14 protein-coding genes and 1 pseudogene are annotated in these 16,814 nt (G+C 60.4%); 2 read left to right on the forward strand and 13 right to left on the reverse strand.

Annotation, left to right across the window (positions count from 1 at the left end):
- Positions 1-307: pseudogene (locus GHK62_RS35150) on the reverse strand (hypothetical protein); the annotation flags it as partial.
- A gap of 1,065 nt (positions 308-1,372) precedes the next feature.
- Between GHK62_RS35150 and GHK62_RS03840 the strand changes: the two are divergent.
- Together GHK62_RS03840 and GHK62_RS03845 are read left to right on the forward strand one after the other, a co-directional pair.
- A complete protein-coding gene (locus GHK62_RS03840; protein WP_153437017.1) occupies positions 1,373-2,773 on the forward strand; it encodes a sensor histidine kinase in 1,401 nt (466 codons plus the stop codon).
- Positions 2,770-3,420, forward strand: coding sequence for a LuxR C-terminal-related transcriptional regulator (locus GHK62_RS03845; RefSeq protein WP_153437018.1), 651 nt, complete (start codon positions 2,770-2,772; stop codon positions 3,418-3,420). Before GHK62_RS03840 ends, GHK62_RS03845 begins: the two co-directional genes overlap by 4 nt.
- A 54-nt stretch (positions 3,421-3,474) precedes the next feature.
- Here GHK62_RS03845 and GHK62_RS03850 read toward each other — a convergent pair whose 3' ends face one another.
- The 12 genes from GHK62_RS03850 to GHK62_RS03905 all read right to left on the reverse strand — a co-directional run bounded on the left by GHK62_RS03850 (position 3,475) and on the right by GHK62_RS03905 (position 16,733).
- The gene (locus tag GHK62_RS03850; RefSeq protein WP_153437019.1) at positions 3,475-3,975 is read right to left on the reverse strand and encodes a hypothetical protein; all 501 of its coding nucleotides are present in this window, start codon (positions 3,973-3,975) and stop codon (positions 3,475-3,477) included.
- 482 nt (positions 3,976-4,457) lie between these two features.
- A complete protein-coding gene (locus GHK62_RS03855) occupies positions 4,458-5,402 on the reverse strand; it encodes a LysR substrate-binding domain-containing protein (protein ID WP_167528141.1) in 945 nt (314 codons plus the stop codon).
- Positions 5,350-6,240, reverse strand: a complete 891-nt coding sequence (locus GHK62_RS03860; RefSeq protein WP_153437021.1) for an alpha/beta hydrolase fold domain-containing protein — start codon at positions 6,238-6,240, stop codon at positions 5,350-5,352. Before GHK62_RS03860 ends, GHK62_RS03855 begins: the two co-directional genes overlap by 53 nt.
- Before the next feature lie 10 nt (positions 6,241-6,250).
- Positions 6,251-7,357, reverse strand: a complete 1,107-nt coding sequence (locus tag GHK62_RS03865; protein ID WP_327791092.1) for a zinc-binding dehydrogenase — start codon at positions 7,355-7,357, stop codon at positions 6,251-6,253.
- 15 nt (positions 7,358-7,372) lie between these two features.
- On the reverse strand, positions 7,373-8,605 hold the full coding sequence (locus GHK62_RS03870; RefSeq protein WP_153437023.1) for an NAD(P)/FAD-dependent oxidoreductase: 1,233 nt from the start codon (positions 8,603-8,605) through the stop codon (positions 7,373-7,375).
- Positions 8,602-9,591 (reverse strand): fatty acid desaturase, encoded by a 990-nt coding sequence (locus GHK62_RS03875; protein ID WP_153437024.1) that lies wholly within the window; start codon positions 9,589-9,591, stop codon positions 8,602-8,604. Before GHK62_RS03875 ends, GHK62_RS03870 begins: the two co-directional genes overlap by 4 nt.
- A 150-nt stretch (positions 9,592-9,741) precedes the next feature.
- The gene (locus GHK62_RS03880) at positions 9,742-11,235 is read right to left on the reverse strand and encodes a sugar ABC transporter ATP-binding protein (RefSeq protein ID WP_153437025.1); all 1,494 of its coding nucleotides are present in this window, start codon (positions 11,233-11,235) and stop codon (positions 9,742-9,744) included.
- Between the two features lie 4 nt (positions 11,236-11,239).
- Positions 11,240-12,790, reverse strand: coding sequence for a xylulokinase (locus tag GHK62_RS03885; protein ID WP_153437026.1), 1,551 nt, complete (start codon positions 12,788-12,790; stop codon positions 11,240-11,242).
- 137 nt (positions 12,791-12,927) lie between these two features.
- Positions 12,928-13,872, reverse strand: a complete 945-nt coding sequence (locus GHK62_RS03890; protein ID WP_153437027.1) for an ABC transporter permease — start codon at positions 13,870-13,872, stop codon at positions 12,928-12,930.
- Between the two features lie 68 nt (positions 13,873-13,940).
- Positions 13,941-14,930: an ABC transporter permease gene (locus tag GHK62_RS03895; RefSeq protein ID WP_167528142.1), complete on the reverse strand. Its 990-nt coding sequence runs from the start codon at positions 14,928-14,930 to the stop codon at positions 13,941-13,943.
- A gap of 83 nt (positions 14,931-15,013) precedes the next feature.
- Positions 15,014-16,309, reverse strand: coding sequence for a sugar ABC transporter substrate-binding protein (locus tag GHK62_RS03900; protein WP_153437029.1), 1,296 nt, complete (start codon positions 16,307-16,309; stop codon positions 15,014-15,016).
- An 85-nt stretch (positions 16,310-16,394) separates the two neighbouring features.
- Complete coding sequence (locus tag GHK62_RS03905; RefSeq protein ID WP_153437030.1) at positions 16,395-16,733, reverse strand: non-heme iron oxygenase ferredoxin subunit; 339 nt, start codon at positions 16,731-16,733, stop codon at positions 16,395-16,397.
- Between the last annotated feature and the right edge of the window lie 81 nt (positions 16,734-16,814).

Raw genomic sequence — 16,814 nt, forward strand, 5'->3', positions numbered from 1 at the left:
CTTCCGGCTTCGGAAGCGTCTCGCGGATCTCGTCGATTTTGCCGACAGCCGGGCCGACGCCGAGAATGTCCTTGGCGTCAGCAAGGGTGTCGTCGGTCACGACCCCGTCCTTCGTGAAACTCTCGAGTGCTTCGCGGAGCGCTTCATCGCTCAAGGCCGGATCGGTCGGAACAGCATCCGGGCCGTTCTCAGCCTCGAACTCGGCATAGGCCGTCGCATAGGCGGAAACGGCCGCCATGCGAGGATCCTTGGAGTTCAGATAGGCGTGATAGTTCCGGTTCAGCGAACTGAGATTTGCTGTGTCGGAAGTGGTGGCCTCCAACTCGGTGACCGTCACTGTTTCCGTATCTACGGCCTCTGCGGCCTCCGGATCGGTCGTGCCAGGCTCGAGCTCCGGATCGGTAACTTCCGGCTTCGGAAGCGTCTCGCGGATCTCGTCGATTTTGCCGACAGCGGGGCCGACACCGAGAATGTCCTTGGCGTCAGCAAGGGTGTCGTCGGTCACGACGCCGTCCTTCGTAAAACTCTCGAGCGCTTCGCGGAGTGCTTCATCGCTCAAGGCCGGATCGGTCGGAACAGCGTCCGGGCCGTTCTCAGCCTCGAACTCTGCATAGGCGATAGCATAGGCGGAAATGGCCGCCATGCGGGGGTCCTTGGAGTTCAAATAGGCACGATAGTTCCGGTTCAGCGAACTGAGCTTTGCCGTGTCGGAAACGGTGTTCTCCGGCGTGGTTGTGGTCACCGTTTCCGTGGTCACGGCCTTGGCCGCCTTGACGGGCGAGCCGGTTTTCTTGTGTGTGCCAACGGATTTTTGCTTCGACGTACCGTGATTACCGCTGCTTTTCTGGCTCGTCCCTGACGTTCCCGATTTGGACGTTCCCGATTTGCCGGAACTGGAATGCGAGCTGCCGTGGCCGCCACCACTTCCGCCCCCGTGGCCGCCGCCGTTGCCGCCTCCCCCGCCGTTCCCACCGCCATTGCCGCCCTTGGCAAAAGCAGCAGTCGGTGCGCCGAAAGTAACGGCTGCAACAGGAGCGACGGCAAGCGCCAGCGCTACGAAGCTTCGTCCGATTGTCTTGGAAATGGTCATGAACTTCTCCATGTCTTTTGTTGTGCGGCCTGCCGCCGATGGCGCTGATCGAACCACATTCGAATTGGTGCAACGTTAACTTGCGCCGCTGGAGCATGCCACCGTCCCCGGACCATTGCTTCCGTGGATCAGACTTAGGTCCGATCAGCCCGCCATCAAAAGTCCGATGGACTTTGACCGTGATCACGTGGCATTGACCGGTCGCCCGGACGCATTACTTTTACCGGCGCGACTGCGACCGATGTCCGGCCATTTTGTTGAGCGCATAAATCCGAGATTCCCTTGCGTGCCAGTAACCTGATCAAACGATGGAACGCACAGCCGCTGGCGAGGCAGTTCCTGCTGATCGGCGGCATTGTTGCAGCCTCCGCCATGCTCGTGGTCGGCGCTTTCGTCACCAGCCTCATCGAAGGCGCCGTCACCCGAAACTCGGCAGCGACGACTGCACTCTACGTCGACAGCGTGATTGCGCCGCTCTTGCCCGACATGCAGACGACCCAGGTTCTCGATGACACGGTTGCGCGCGCGCTCAACGAGACGCTTGGGCAAGGAGCTCTCGGAAATCGGTTGCTGGCCTTTCGCCTGTGGCGCTCCGACGGCACCATTCTCTACTCGAACGAAGAGAACATGGTCGGTCGGCGTTTCGAGCTCGGCGATGAGTTGAAAACGGCATTCAGCGGCGAGATGGTGGCTCAGTTCAAGCCGGCCGAGGACACCGCGGACGAAACGAACCAAGGCGCGAGCAAGCCGCTGCTCGAGATCTACAACCCTGTGCTTCAACCGTGGTCCGGGCAGGTCGTCGCCGTTTCGGAATTCCATGAAATCGCCCACGATTTCGAGCTCAGCCTCAGTCAGGCCCGTTTTCTGACCTGGCTCGCCGTCGCGGGTTTCACGCTTGCCTTCTTCATCATGCTCTCGGCGATCGTCATGCGCGGCAGCAGAACCATCGAGAAGCAGCGTCACGCCCTTCGCCAGCGTGTAGACGAGCTTTCGGCCCTGCTCTCGCAGAACGAGGCCCTGCGTGGGCGCCTGCAGCAAGCTTCGCAACGCGCAACGGCGTTGAACGAGAACATGCTGCGGCGGATAGGTGCTGATTTGCACGACGGCCCGGCGCAGCTCGTCGCCTTCGCCTCGTTGCGGCTGGACAGCACCAAATTGGTCAGCGCCTCGACTTCGGCGACGGTGCGTGAACAGGAAATCACGGCCATCAAGGCAAGCCTCGACGAGGCGATGCAGGAGATCAGGACGATATGCAGCGGACTGGTCCTGCCGCAGATCGAGACGGCCAGCCTGCCAGAACTCCTGGGGCGCGTCGTCCGCGCTCATGAAGAACGAACCGGATCGACTGTCGAGCTGTCGCTGTCCGATCCGCCCGAGCGCCTTTCCCCGTCCGCAAAGATATGCATATACCGCTTCGTGCAGGAGACGCTCAACAATGCTTACCGCCACGGCGGCGGTGTCGGGCAACGCGTGGTGCAGAGCACGGAAGGCGACAGGATCTGGATCGCGGTTGCCGACGGCGGAGCCGGTTTTGATCCCAATGACATTCGGCCGACAAGCCTCGGTCTTGCCGGGTTGAGGGAACGGATAGAGAGTCTGGGTGGCACATTTGAGATCGACGGCGCCGGCCCCGGCACGATTATTAGGATGTCACTCGGCATCGAGGAGATTGGACAGCCATGATTGCAGCGATACGCGTGGCAGTAATCGACGATCACCCTCTGTTCAGAGAGGGCGTGACGCGAAGTCTTTCGGAGATCGACGGGTTTGAGATCGTTGCAGAGGGAAGCTCGCGCGACGACGCGCTGAGAATCGCCCAGAACCTCTCTCCCGACGTCATGCTGCTGGATATCTCCATGCCGGGAGGCGGACTGAACGCGATTCCGCTCATCCTTGAATTGGTACCGCTGCAGAAGATCGTGATGCTCACCGTGTCCGAGGCCGGTGACGACGTCACGGCGGCTCTCAATGGCGGCGCCAAGGGTTATGTCCTGAAGGGGATCGGATCGAGGGCGCTGGCGGACGTCATAAAGACGGTGGCCTCAGGCGAGAGCTATGTCGCTCCGACGCTCTCTGCCAAGCTGCTCTCGAATCCTTCGGCGGCCACTGTGAGCAAATCCGACCTCATCGCGGAACTGACCGCGCGGGAGCACGAGGTTCTGCGCCTCGTGGCCTCCGGCATGAGCAACAAGCAGGTCGCAAGAAAGCTCGATCTCCAGGAGAAGACCGTCAAGCACCACATGACACAGATCATGACGAAACTTGGCGCCGCCAACCGGACAGAAGCGGCGATGGTGCTGCGCGACGCTATCGACGGTCGCTCCGGCTAAGCCGAAGCTCCGGTTCCAAGAACCGGAGCGCGCCGCTTTCTCGACGAAAGCGCTCTAATCAACGAAGGCTTGAAGCCGCTTTTCATCTGCAGAGGTTGCTCGCCGGTTGACGATCGTACGCCCGCGTGAGTCCTTCATGATGTAACGGCCGCCCCTGATCTCCTCGCTTATTCCGTCGGAATGGCGAACACTCAACCCCGAGCCGTTGTCTCGAACAGTCGTGCTCTTTCCGCTCGGCCCGGTCGAAGCGTTGGTCGACCGGCTATTGCCCGAGCCGCCGCCCTTTCCGTTGCCACCGCCGTTCCCGTTGCCACCGCCGTTTCCATTTCCGCCGCCGTTGCCGTTGCCACCGCCGTTGCCATTTCCGCCGCCGTTGCCATTTCCGCCGCTGTTGCCGTTTCCATTTCCTCCTCCGTTGCCATTCTTGGCCAAGGCGGATTGGGAAGCGATATCAAGCGTTGATCCGGACACCGTGACCTTGTACGGGAGGGCCGCGATAGCGAAGCCGATCGACGCGGTACACAACACGGTGATGAACTTTCGACGCTCCATCATTTCAGCCCTTCAGTAACTTCCATCGGTGCCTCGCCCAACCGACCATACATAGCTGGGAAATGTTCGCGGGAACCATCCCGTCTCAAGGCGGTTCGCGGCCTCCGTCGACGCAACAAGCCCCGAGCGAAAGAGGCCCGGAGCGGAAGCACCCTAAAATCATTGCGCACGCTTCGGTCCCGCCGTCAACTCTGGGCGCCAAGAACCCCGGCCGCCCCGGACTTTTAACTGTGTCCGCTCAGACATTCGTCCGGTCGGGTTAGGACCAAGGTCTGAGGCGATAGGGTCCGCGTGCGAAGGCGGATACATTCGCGATGCTTTGAGAACAGAAAGCGAACGGGGGTCTTGCCCGCATCTCTCATCCTTGCCTGCGACGCGTTACCGATCCGGAGACGGCCGCCGATCCCGCGACACGAGAAAGACGCGAAGGATGTGGTGGATGACCACGAAAGGGACCTCGAAGCCCAGCGAGAAAGCGACAAGGCTCAATCACTGTCCGGTTCCTCGCCGTGGGCATCCCGCAACTGGGACACCAGTTCCGAAGACATCTGCATAAACGCATCGATCGAAGGCAACGCCCGTCGCTCCTTGAGGCAGGCCGCAAACGAGCGCGTGCACGGGCTGTATCGTGCGATCGACAAGGTGCGGAGCCTCTGGTCTCGCGAGAACTCGAAATTCGAGATGATGCCGAGGCCCAATCCAGCCGCCGTCGCCTCGAGCACGGAGTCGCGCGGCAATTCCATGACGACGTTCGGGCGGATGCTGTTTGCGGCGAGGACCTCCTCGAGCGCACGCCGCGTCATCGAACCTTTCTCGCGCATGATGAGCCGCTGACCATCGAGTTCCTCGATGTTGACCTGACTACGATGCGCCCAAGGGTGTGAGACGGGAACGGCGATGACAACTTCGTGCTTGCCGAGACAGACGAGATCCAGACGCGGATCGCTGTAGTCGCTGCCGATGATGCCGACATCGACTTCGTAATTCAGCAGCTTCTGGTATATGGAGTCGGAGTTGGCGCTCTCCACAGTCACATGCATGAGCGGATAGCGGTCGATGTATTTGGACAACTGCTTCATCACGAAGAAGGGGCCGACCGTACCGATGTGAAGTCGACCAGCGAACTGGTTGCCGACGGTATTCAGCAGCGAATGCGCCCGCTCTTCCAGGGAAAATATCTGCCTGGCGACCGTGAGCAGCGCCTCGCCTGCATCGGTCAGAGTGAGGTCGTTCGGCCCGCGCACGAAGAGCTGAAGATTATAGGTCTCCTCCAGTGCCTTCACCTGGGTCGTGACGGTCGGCTGGCCTATGCAAAGCAGTTCGGCCGCCTTGGTGAAGCTCAGCTCGCGCGCAACCGCGTAAAACGAGCGCAGCTGGTTAAAGTTGACGTAGTTTATTCTGTTTCTTGTAATCGTTTCGCCTGCCGGCACAATCTCCCCCCATGCCAACCATCCCTTCAATCACTCGAGCTATAGCCGAGTTCGCGGAAAGAAGATCCATTAGAATTGTGTAATGATTCAGTCCAGTGAGGTCGAACAGGGCTGCATCGTGTCCCGCAGCATTCAGCTCGCCGGTGAAGAGCGCCGCCTGCCGGAGAAAACCGAGGGTTTCGTCCGCACCGACGAAAACACGATACTGGCCCGTCGGCAGTTCATGGCCTATCGGACTGAGCCTTGCGGCCCTACGGATTGTCAGTTTGAGCGCCTTGTTGAGACTGGTGCCGACCAGCGGTCGTACGTCGAAGATGCCGCTGATCGGCACCATGCCCGCGAAGGGAACGGACGCGACGACGGGATCCGCCGAGGCATGCATGCCTGCCCAGATCGAAAGGTGCCCGCCGGCCGAATGTCCGGTGGTCAGAAACGACGACGGCGGCGATCCGGTCTGTCGAGTGAGCGCCGCGAAAATCGCCGGCAGACACGATCTCGCAGTGCCGGCGATCGCTTCGAGCGGCATTTCGGGCGCGAGCGGGTAGTTCGGCAATGCGACCGAAAAACCTCGCGCCAGGAGCGACCTTGCGACAAAACTAAAGCGCTGCTTATCCAGGCTCTGCCAATAGCCGCCATGGAAGAATACCGCCAGGGGCGCATGGTTTTCGCCAGGAAAGAGGTCGAAGGTCATGCGCGGATGACGCCCATAGGGCAGATCGAACAGGCAGAATGCGTCTCTCCGCATCCGCTCGCTCTCTTTATCGTAGAGCGCATAGACATCGCTGCGCTCCGGATGGCGATCGCGAAAAATGTAATCGGGTTCGTCCAGCCGTGCCACGCCAGCCGTCCTACTCGAACATCACGACGCTTCGCACCGAGACGCCGTTTCGCATGAGTTCGAAGCCTTCATTGACCTGCCTGAGGGCCAAGCGGTGGGTAATCTGCCTGTCGATGTCGATTTCGCCTTGCATGAAGCGATCGATCAGCGCGGGCAGTTCGCTTCGTCCCTTTATCCCGCCGAAATAGCTGCCGAGGATAGACTTTCCGTAACGCACCTGCACGGGGGGAAACGACAATTCGGCACCCGCCGGCTCTACACCGAGCAGCACGCTGGTCCCCCAGGCCGGCTTGCAGCAATCCAGAGACTGCCGCATGACCTTAAGCAAGCCGGTGCATTCGAAGGCGACATCGACACCACCTCCTGTCAGGTCCCGGATCGCGGCTACCGGATCGGCTACCTCCTCACCGGGGACGATTAAGTCGGTCATCCCGTAGATCTTTGCGAGTTCGGTCTTGTTGCGGCTGATATCGATGCCGATGATGCGAGAGGCACCCGCGATTCTTGCGCCCTGTATGATGTTCACGCCGATGCCGCCGAGTCCGAACACTGCGACAGCGTCCCCTTCGCGCACATGCGCGAGCGCGGCACCGACGCCCGTCGTCACGCCACAGCCGAACAGACAGACTTTGTCGAGCGGCGCATCCTTTCGTATGTTTGCCAGCGCAATTTCCGGCACGACCGTATAGCGCGAAAGCGTAGACGTCCCCATGAAGTGATGGATCGGTTCCTGTCCACGCCGAAAGCGAGGCGACCCGTTCGGCAGGACGCCGCGATCCCGCGTTGGCTTGATGGTCCAGCAAAGATTGGTCCGCTTCGAACGGCACATGCTGCATTCGCCGCATTCGGGGCCGTAGAGCGGGATAACGTGATCGCCGGGCACCAGGCTCGTCACGCCGTTGCCGACTTCCACCACACGGCCTGCACCTTCATGGCCCGGTATCAGCGGATAGACACTGCTCGCATTGATACCCTCAAGGGCAGTCAGGTCGGTGTGACAGAGCCCGCTTGCCACGATCTCGACGAGCACCTCTCCCGTTTGAGGGCCATCGACGGTCACCGTATCGACTTCGAGCGGCTCATTGGGCGCCACGCAGATCGCCGCTTGCGAATTGATCATGTTCCATTCACCTCAGGCATCGGCAGGTTCGCAGGCGGCCAGGAATCCGGCGCCGCGCAATTCGTCGCGGCCCGCTACGGCGCCGCCGCGGAACAGGTTCTGGGCCTTTCGAAAGGCTTTTCCGGCATTGATACCGAATAGCCCTCTCATCCTTCCGTCCACCACGAAACAGGCGAGATAGCCGCTTTCGCCAGCGACGCCCTGCTCGTAGATTTCCGCTTTCGGCTCGAGCAGCCCGGCGATCTGGTATCGGCGCTCGAACTGGTCGGTCCAGAAATACGGCACGGAGGCTTCGTTCGGCGGCTGATTGCATATCGCTCTCGCCGCGTTGGACGCCATTTCCTCGGCATTCATCCAGGATTCGAGCCGCCAGCGGCGGTCGTAGTGAGGGTTCCGGTGCGAGGCGACATCGCCGATCGCATAGACGTCCGGATCACTTGTGCGGCAGTGATCGTCGACCACGATACCGTTATCAACGTGCAATCCCGCTGACCGGGCGAGCGCGTCGTTCGGTGTGCCGCCAATACCGACGAGGACGAGATCAGGGTGGATCGTCTCGCCGCTTCGCAACGTTATGGAGATCCGCTCGGGCGTCTGGACGATTTCGTCCATGGCCTCATTACAGAGTATCTTGATGCCGGCGCTCTCATGACGTTCGGTTATCAGATTGGCCATGCGCGCCGGCAGAACACGTCCGAGCGGTTGCGGCGCAGCTTCAATGACGGTCACCTCGGCGCCCAGTTTGCGGGCACTCGCGGCCACTTCGAGGCCAATGAAGCCGGCTCCTACAATCAAAAGCTTGGCACCCGTCTTGATGGCGTCTCTGAGCGCCCGCGCCTCCTCGAGCTTGTGGAGATAGCAGACGCGCGAACCAAGCACATCCAGCATGGGCAGCCGGCGCGGGGTCAGCCCCGTCGCGAGGACCAGCTTGCCATAGCCGATCTGCCTTTCGTCGGCGAGACATACTGTGCCGTTGCGCAGATCAATGGACCGGACGACTTGGCCCGCCACATGCTCGATAGCGAGCGCCGCCAGCATGTCGCGGTCGATCACGAACGAGGGTGAAGGCTCGACCTCTTCGACCAGCACCGCTTTGGAAAGCGGCGGCCGTTCATAGGGAAGGCAGGGCTCGTCGCCGACGAGAATAATATTGCCCTGCCAGCCGAAATGCCTCAGTCGTTCGGCGCATCGGCCGCCGGCATGTCCGGCTCCGACGATCACGACGGGAAGATTTGAACGTGTCATGCCGCCCGCCGTGCTTCACGCTGGAGGCGGAGCACCTCGCCAAGGATCTCCCGGTGGACCTGGATATAGCCCTTGCTGACGTGCTTGAGGTGCGGCTCGACGTGGTCGTGCAGCTTGCCCAACGCATGGAACGGCACGGAGGACGCAAGATGATGCTCGGCGTGAAAAGGCATGTTCCAGTACAGCTGTCGGATAATGGGATTGACCAAAGTCGTTCTGGTATTGGCGAGAAGATCGGGGCTCTCGTCCGCGCCGGTATGCTCCGCCATGCGGATCGCACGCAGAACCGGCTCCCCGATAACCCGAGGGAAAAACCAGTAGATGAGAGCGATCGGGCTTGCGAAATAGACCGAGACGGCGGCGATGGCCACGTAGAGCAGGACCAGCAGTCGGATTTCGAGAGATACCTGCCCCCGCACCGATGCGGGCAGGAACGTCCTTTCTTCCTCGTTGTAATTGCCCGTGGAGCCGCGGACCAGTGTGCCGACAAGCTTCGGCCAGAACGACGCGCCGAGAATCATCGAGAAATATTCCCTCAAGCTCGTCGGGAACGGCACGATATCCGGATCACGTTCGTCGTGCTGCGTGTAAGTGTGGTGCGCCGCGTGCCGGTACTTGAAGTAGAGGAATGGGCGCATGGTGATCGCGCCGATCGCGAATCCGACGACATGGTTGAGCCAGCGGGACCGGAAGGCGGTGCCATGCGAGCATTCGTGCAACGGCGCAAACATCAATACGATGACCGTTCCGTAGAGCAGCATCGCGGGCACCTGCAGCCAAGGATTACCCGAAGTGAAGTAAATGAGAGACGCTGTCGCCGCCAGGGCGAGAACATGTACGGCAAGATTATAAAGTCCGGGACCATTCGTTCGCACGCGCAATTCCTTGAGTTTTTCGCGAGAGACGACTTCCGGTCCCGTCAGTGGCCAGATATTACTTCCAACGCCGCCGATGCCAGCGTAACTAGCTGAAGAATTTCCTTCCATGATGTCCTCTACCTCAGAGTTATATTCGTCTTATTCTACCGGTTGATCTGCGGCGGGAAAAATTCATTGTACCGATAGGGTCATTGACTTGGCGCTAGGGCCCGGGCAGGCCCAAGGGAGTGTTCCTGCCCGGGCGACGCGGTTCGTCGCTTACGCGAAGAACCGCTGTGTAATGGCCTCGGCCGAAAACTCGGATCGTTGGAACTCACCGGTGATGCGGCCGCGGCTCATAACGATGATGCGGTCGCAGACATGCAGCATTTCCTGCAGCTCCGTCGTCAGGAGGATGAGCGCCTTGCCTTCTTCGGCCAAAGTCTGCAAGGCATCCCAGATTTCAGCCTTCGCGCCGATGTCCACTCCGCGGGTCGGGTCCTCGGCGATGACGATCCCACTCTTTCTGGCGATCCATTTGCCGATGACGATCTTTTGCTGATTACCGCCCGAAAGCTGGGAGGCCTTCTGCGAAAGTCCGCTCACTTTGATGGAAAGCAGCCTGACCAGATCCGATGCGAGGCGGCGGACCTGTCTCCGGCGAAGCACACCGCACTTTCCGACGGAGCCGAGGGTGGTCATCGACGCGTTGTCCGCGACATTCATCCCCAGAACGAGGCCCTCGTTTTTCCGGTCCGCCGGCATATAGGCAACGCCCAGCCGTATCGCGTCATGCGGAGTTTTCAGCTTCACCGCAGCGTTTCCGATGACAATCCTGCCGCCATCGGTTTCCGTCGCGCCAAACAGAGCCTGGGCGACGGCCTCGCGATTGCAACCGAGCAGCCCGGCTACCCCCAATATCTCGCCCTTCCTGAGTTCGAAGGAGATATCCCGGAACTTCCCCGCCTTGGACAGGCCGTCGACCTTGAGCAGCATCTCTCCGAGCCGACGGGGCCGATAGGCGCTGTATGCGTCGGTGCTGGCCTTGCCAACCATGTGGGAGACCAGTACCGGCTCGGTCAAACCCGCCGCAGGAAGCACCGTTACGACGCGGCCGTCCCTCAGAACCGTGATGCGGTCCGAAATTTCCAGCACCTCATTGAGGCGATGGGACACATAGACGATCCCCAGGCCGCGCGATTTCAGCATTTTGACGATGCCGAGCAGATGCGCCACCTGGTCGTCGTTGAGCGAGGCGGTCGGTTCGTCAAGCACGATCACCTTAGGTTCGGTTGCTAGCGCCCGGCAGATCTCGACGATCTGCTGTTCGTTGAGGCTGAGCGTCCCCAGCTTCCGGTTCGGTTCGATACGCACACCGATGGTTTCGAGCAGTTTGCTCGCCTTGCGATTCATCGTTGCACGGTCGATCGTGCCAAGGCTACCGCGCGGCTCGCGCCCCAGAAACATATTCTGTGCAACAGTGAGATTCGGGCAGAGAACGAGCTCCTGATGGACCATTGCCAGATGATGATCGATTGCGATGCTAGGCGTGGCGAGCGTGACCTGCCGGCCGTCGATCAGGATCTGGCCCTCGTTCGGTTGCTGCAGTCCATTCATACAGGACAGCAGCGTCGATTTCCCCGCGCCGTTTTCACCGACGAGCGCGTGGACTTCCCCGGCCTTGAGGTCAAAGGAGACGTTCGATAGGGCCCGGACGCCCGGAAAGCTCTTGCTGAGATTGCGAAGCTCGAGAATTGGCGCGCTGTTTTCCATGACCTCAGCTCACCGAATATTTCTCAAGCAGACTGCGGTGTCGGTCCATCGAGCCAACCAGGCTCTGATAGACAGCGCGCCACTCCTCGAAGAAATCGACGTAGCGACGGTTCGCGACGGGATCGGGATCGATCGTTTCCTTAATCTTCACGATATCGGCGAGCGGCGTGACCGGGTCGGAATATATTCCGGCGGCCACAGCAGCCAGAACAGCGTCGCCGATCGGGGCCGCCTCTCCGATATCCGGCACCTTCAGCGGCCGGTTGACCACATTCGCGGTGATCTGGTTCCAGAACCGGCTCTTGGTCGGCCCGCCATTCAGAACGAGCGTGTCGATTTTGGCGCCGGCCGCCTCGGCGATGCGGAAGTTGGAGAGGAGATCGAACGCGACACCTTCGATCAGCGCACGGATCATCGTCGCCCGCGTCGTGGTCGGCTGGACACCGAAGAAGACGCCGGTGGCCCTGCTGTTCCAGTTGGGCGCCAGCGAATTGCCGAGATAGGGCAGGTAGAGCAGTCCATTCGAGCATGCCGGTACGTGCTTTGCCTGTTCCGTGAAAAGATCGAATACGTTCTGGCCCATGCGCTCGGCTAGACGGAACTCGGCATCGCCGAACTGGTCCCGGAACCACTTGAGAGAGGCTCCGGTGAACGCCATCGGAGCGTCGAACATCGTCAAGCCTGGCAGCACGTGCGGCCATTTCAGGATACGGTATTCGTCCACCGTCTGTTCGGTCGGGATCATGATGCCGAGATTTGATCCCGTCCCCATCGAATAGAAAGCCTCGCCGGCCTTGGTGACGCCGACGCCGAGCGCCGCCGAGCTGATGTCGGTGCCGCCTGCGGCCACGACTGTCCCCGGACGCAGGCCGGTCTCCTCGGCGGCCTTGCTGGTGATCTCGCCGACGACTTCGTGCGACCTGTAGAGCCTGGGGAACTTCTCGATCGGGATTCCGATCGCGTTGGCGACCGCGGGGTTCCAGGCCTCCTTCTGGTATTCATAGGCATAGGCGAGGCCGGCATCGCCGGTATTCATCGTGAAATTGCCGCACATCCGGTAGGTGCAATATCCGGCGGGCGACAGGAACTTGTGGGTCGCGGCAAAAACATGCGGTTCATGCTTGGCGATCCAGAGCGCCTTCGGGTCGATGAACCAGGGCGCGACGCGATTGCCATTGTTGCGGTTGATCTCCTTCTCGCCGATCGTATTGCGGATGTCGCTGCATTCCTCCTCGGAACGCGAATCCATCCAGATCATCGCGGGGCGGAGCGGCCTGCCCTTGTCGTTGACCGGAAGCGTGACGCCGACGAGCCCCGAAATTGCCACACCGGCGATCTGGTCGGCGAAATTGCCCTGCTCGAGACATTGCCGTATCGACGAAGTGACGGCCTGCCAATAGTTGTCTGCCTCCTGCTCCGCCCAGCCCGGCTTGGGATGGAAAAGCGGATGTTCCTGCGATCCGAAGGCCACTACCCTCCCCGTCTGCGTGTCGAGCACGCAGGCCTTCACATTGGTGGTGCCTATGTCGATTCCGAGTGTGAAATGCCTAGCCAAAAAACTTCCTCCCATGCCAGACGATTTTCGTAACTAAAGCGCGTCGCGTTTAAACGGCCTCATGCAATGCGCTTTAGGTCTTTGTTTTCATGCATGTCGTTGTCCCAGAACCGCTGCACACTTTTGGGCGACATGCATTAGTTTTTGTGGTTAAGGCGGGTCAGGCTCACCGCCAGGACCAATACTGCTCCGATTGCGAGGTTCTGGTACCACGTCGGCACGCCCCATATGGCCAGCAGGTTGAGCCCCGCGGAAAAGCCTATGGCTGCAGTCAACACGCGCCAAAGTGATCCCGTACCGCCCGCGAGCGCCACGCCTCCGAGTACTGCAATCGCAATCGCAGTCAGCTCATAGCCCTGCGCGAGCGCCGCCTCGACCGACTTCAGCCGCGCGGTGAAAACCAACCCGGCCACCGCCGCGAACAGCCCGCTCAACGCGAAGGACGCCACGATGTATCTGTTCGTCTTGATGCCGGAATAGAGCGTCGCGGTCTCGTTGCCGCCGATCGCGAACAGCCGATTCCCGGCCACAGTTCTAGACAGGAAGGCATCGGCGAACAGGACCAGGACCACGAGAAGCGTGAAGCTGACGGGTACGCCGAGCCAGAGCTGGTCACTCAGCCAATTGAAGAACGCGCCCTTGAGATAGAACGGTGCGCCGTTGGTGGCGAGGTAGCTCAGGCCGCGCAGCGCCGTCAGCGATACGAGGGTCATGATGAAGGACGCCACCTTGAAATAGGCGACGCCGATTCCGTTGAGCGCGCCGATCGCAGTGCCGGTCAGTAACGAGATGACGACGAAGATCAGAGGCGATCCTGCGAACGTATTGCCCTTCACGATCCACCGCAATCCCAGCTCGCGACCTATCCAGGATGTAACCACGACAGCGATGATCACCGAGAAAACCATGTTCGCAGCGACCGACAGGTCGATCCGGCCGGTGACCAGGACGATGGTCATTCCGGTTGCCAGCATTCCGACGAGGGCAGCGTTGCGCAACAGGTTCTGGATGTTGAGCGCCGAGAGATAATGCGGCGACGTCAGCGCCCCGAGGACCAGGATCGACAGGACGAGCCACAGCATCGGCTCTCTGATGATTTGCGCGGGTCCGGAGGCCCGAACGGCCGGCGCAGATGTTGTTTCGGCAATGATCACTTCACGAACCTCCGATTGCGCATGCCGGGCACGACGACGACAAGGATCACAAGTGCGGTGACGACCTGTTGCATGTAGAAACTGACACCCATCTGGTTGAGCAGGTTGTTGACGACTCCGATGATGAGCGTCGCGACGAGCGTCCCGAACACCGAGCCGGTGCCGCCTGCAAGCGCCGCGCCGCCGAGGACGGTGACGGCCAGAACCTTGAGCTCAAGACCGGGAAAGGCAGCAGGATTGATGTAACCGAGCCTTGCGCTCTCGATGAGTCCGGTGATCGCGGCACAGAGGCCACAGAATGCGAAGACCACGATCTTCACGCGATCGATCCTGATGCCTGACAGCAGTGCGGCGCGGGCATTGCCACCCGTAGCGTAGAGCTTGCGGCCGAAGGTCGAATTTCTCGTCATGAAAACGCAGGCGAGCGCCATGACAGCGAGAAGCAGAATCGGCACCGGGATGCCGAGGAGTGCCCCGCGCCCGAACCACATATATTCCGCGATCTTCTCCGGATAGGTCGCCTGACCCGCCGAGAAGATGTTGGCGAGCGCGCTCGCGATCCCCAGCATCGCGAGCGTCGAGATCAGGGATGAAACACCGAGCTTCGCTACGAAGATCCCGTTGACGAGCCCAAGACCGAGACCGCAAAGCAGTGTGGCGCCAATGATCAAGGCGGGGGACCCGGTGGGCAGCAGCAAGCCGCCGATGACGATGGAAAGCACGGCGACGCCGGCCACCGAGAGATCGATTTCCCCAGTTATGACGACCATCGTCATCCCGAAAGCCAGAATCCCGATTCCTGCAACGGCAGTGAGCACCACGCGCAGGTTTTCCGGTGACAGGAAGCCGGGATAAAGGATCTGGCCTGCGACGACCAGCACGCCAAGGACGACGATGCGGCTGAGATCGCCGATCTCAGGCAGGAAACGCATCTGCGCCCACCCGCCAGCTGCATTGATGGAGGACTTCTCTTCTATGATGGTCATTGAACGATCCAGTCGGAATGTCTGGCGGTCGCACCGCAGCCGATGAAGGCTGCGGGGCCACGGTCTTGAAGACAGATCACCAATCAGTTGACGGCGGGTCCGTAGGCATAGGGCCATTCGTCCGGGGTCATCGTCTCCACCCCTTCGATGACCATCTTGGTCTTGGTGATCATCGGCAGATTGGGTGTCATGATCAGCTTGGGCGGAGCCTCATTGAGACCCTCCTTCGCGCCGATGTGCTTGATGACGGCGCGGATGCCGATATCGCCGATCAGCGGCGTGTAGGGCGAGACCATGTCGATGTTGCCGTCGGCGATCTCCTTCAGAACTTCCTTCGCGTCGTCGTTGGCGAGGATGATGATCTTCTTCCCGTCGGGCGCGGAATTCAGCCGTTTTGCCTCGCGGATCGCGTCGAGAGCACCCATTGCCTCCTCGCCGCCCGTATTGAAACTGACGGAAATGTCGTTGAAGGCCTGCAAGGCATCCGCAGTCGACTGGAATGCCAGCGTTCGCTGACTGTTGGTATGGTAGTTGCCCTGGATGCTGAAACCGTCGACATTGCCGATCACCTCAAGGAAGGCACCCGTCCGGATCGAGTCCGCCGTGCTGCCGAGATCCTTGCGGTTGAGGACGATGTTGCCGGCCTTCAGTACCTCTTTGAGATAGAGGCCCTCCTGCAGGCCATTGGCGTAGAAGTTGCCGAGAACTTCGGAACTGATCTTTTCCGACGAGGTCCGGCGGTCGACGCTGACGACCGGAATGCCGGCGTCGATGGCACGGTCGACCGGCGGCCCCATCGGCGCTTCACGCGACGGCCAGAGCACAATTCCATCATATTTCTTGGCAACCCAGGTATCGATGACCTGGCCCATCTTGTTGTCGTCGAATTCGGCGTCGATCACCTCGATCTCCACATTCGGATGGCGGGCGGCCTCCCATGCGGCGGTATCGGCAAGGCTGATCAGCCAGGGATGGTTGAACCCATGGAAGACGAAGCCGATCTTGTAGGTCTTTTTGGGATCGAGTACCGGTCCCTCGGGAAGCGGAATGTAGTCGGTGAAGGGCGCCTTGATCTCGAGCTTGCTGTAGGGGCCGCTGAAGGTGGCCCCCATGCCTGGCTTCCAGACGAAGCCATCGGCGAGCCCGCCCACCGGATAGGCGTCGAGATAATCGCGGAAACCATCTTTTTCAAAGAGTTCACTGACGCTCTTGTTGCTCATTCCTTCCTTGGCGTGCTCGGAATAGGACGCGATCAGGCCATTCAGCACGTCGTGGACGCCCTCCGCGTGGGCCTGGGCGGTCAGACAGCCCTGGGTTGCCGCGAAGACAGCGACGCTCATCACGCCACCGATGGCGGCGCGCCTTGTGAATTTCAGCATTATTTCCTCCCATGATTGGACAAGATTGTCCTATTCGGTCGCGCCATTTCCTCCGGGCACGAACCGAACTCCCCCAACGTGTCGTCTAGTCGACCAACACGTAGACCTGACCGTTCTCAATCTTAGTCTTGAAGGTTTTCAGGTTCTTGGTGACGGGTGGCGAAAGCGCGGCACCCGTGCGAATGTTGAACAGCCCCTGATGCAGGGGACACTCGACGGTGTCGCCATCGATGTATCCTTCGGACATGAAGGCATGCTCGTGCGTGCAAATTCCGGAAGTCGCATAGAACTCGCCGGACAGGTTATAGACGGCGATGCATCTTCCCTTGTGGGTAAACCGCATTGCATCCTCCGATGCCAACGCGCTCGCCTCTACCACCATGACCCACTCAGCGGCGGTTACGCTGGTATTCTCCTCACTCATAACATTCTTTCACTTATCTTCGCTTCGTCAGCAGTTTAGGTTCGCTCCAATCTTTTTGACGACTTGATAAATCTCAAATTC

Source organism: Sinorhizobium terangae (genome assembly GCF_009601505.1).
Lineage (GTDB): Bacteria > Pseudomonadota > Alphaproteobacteria > Rhizobiales > Rhizobiaceae > Sinorhizobium > Sinorhizobium terangae.

Coding starts and splice junctions, on each gene's coding strand:
- GHK62_RS03890 (WP_153437027.1), bottom strand. CDS start 13,872: ATGCTGTGGCTCGTCCTGTCGATCCTGGTCCTCGGGGCGCTGACGTCG.
- GHK62_RS03905 (WP_153437030.1), bottom strand. CDS start 16,733: ATGAGTGAGGAGAATACCAGCGTAACCGCCGCTGAGTGGGTCATGGTG.
- GHK62_RS03845 (WP_153437018.1), top strand. CDS start 2,770: ATGATTGCAGCGATACGCGTGGCAGTAATCGACGATCACCCTCTGTTC.
- GHK62_RS03875 (WP_153437024.1), bottom strand. CDS start 9,591: ATGGAAGGAAATTCTTCAGCTAGTTACGCTGGCATCGGCGGCGTTGGA.
- GHK62_RS03850 (WP_153437019.1), bottom strand. CDS start 3,975: ATGATGGAGCGTCGAAAGTTCATCACCGTGTTGTGTACCGCGTCGATC.
- GHK62_RS03880 (WP_153437025.1), bottom strand. CDS start 11,235: ATGGAAAACAGCGCGCCAATTCTCGAGCTTCGCAATCTCAGCAAGAGC.
- GHK62_RS03870 (WP_153437023.1), bottom strand. CDS start 8,605: ATGACACGTTCAAATCTTCCCGTCGTGATCGTCGGAGCCGGACATGCC.
- GHK62_RS03900 (WP_153437029.1), bottom strand. CDS start 16,309: ATGCTGAAATTCACAAGGCGCGCCGCCATCGGTGGCGTGATGAGCGTC.
- GHK62_RS03895 (WP_167528142.1), bottom strand. CDS start 14,930: ATGACCATCATAGAAGAGAAGTCCTCCATCAATGCAGCTGGCGGGTGG.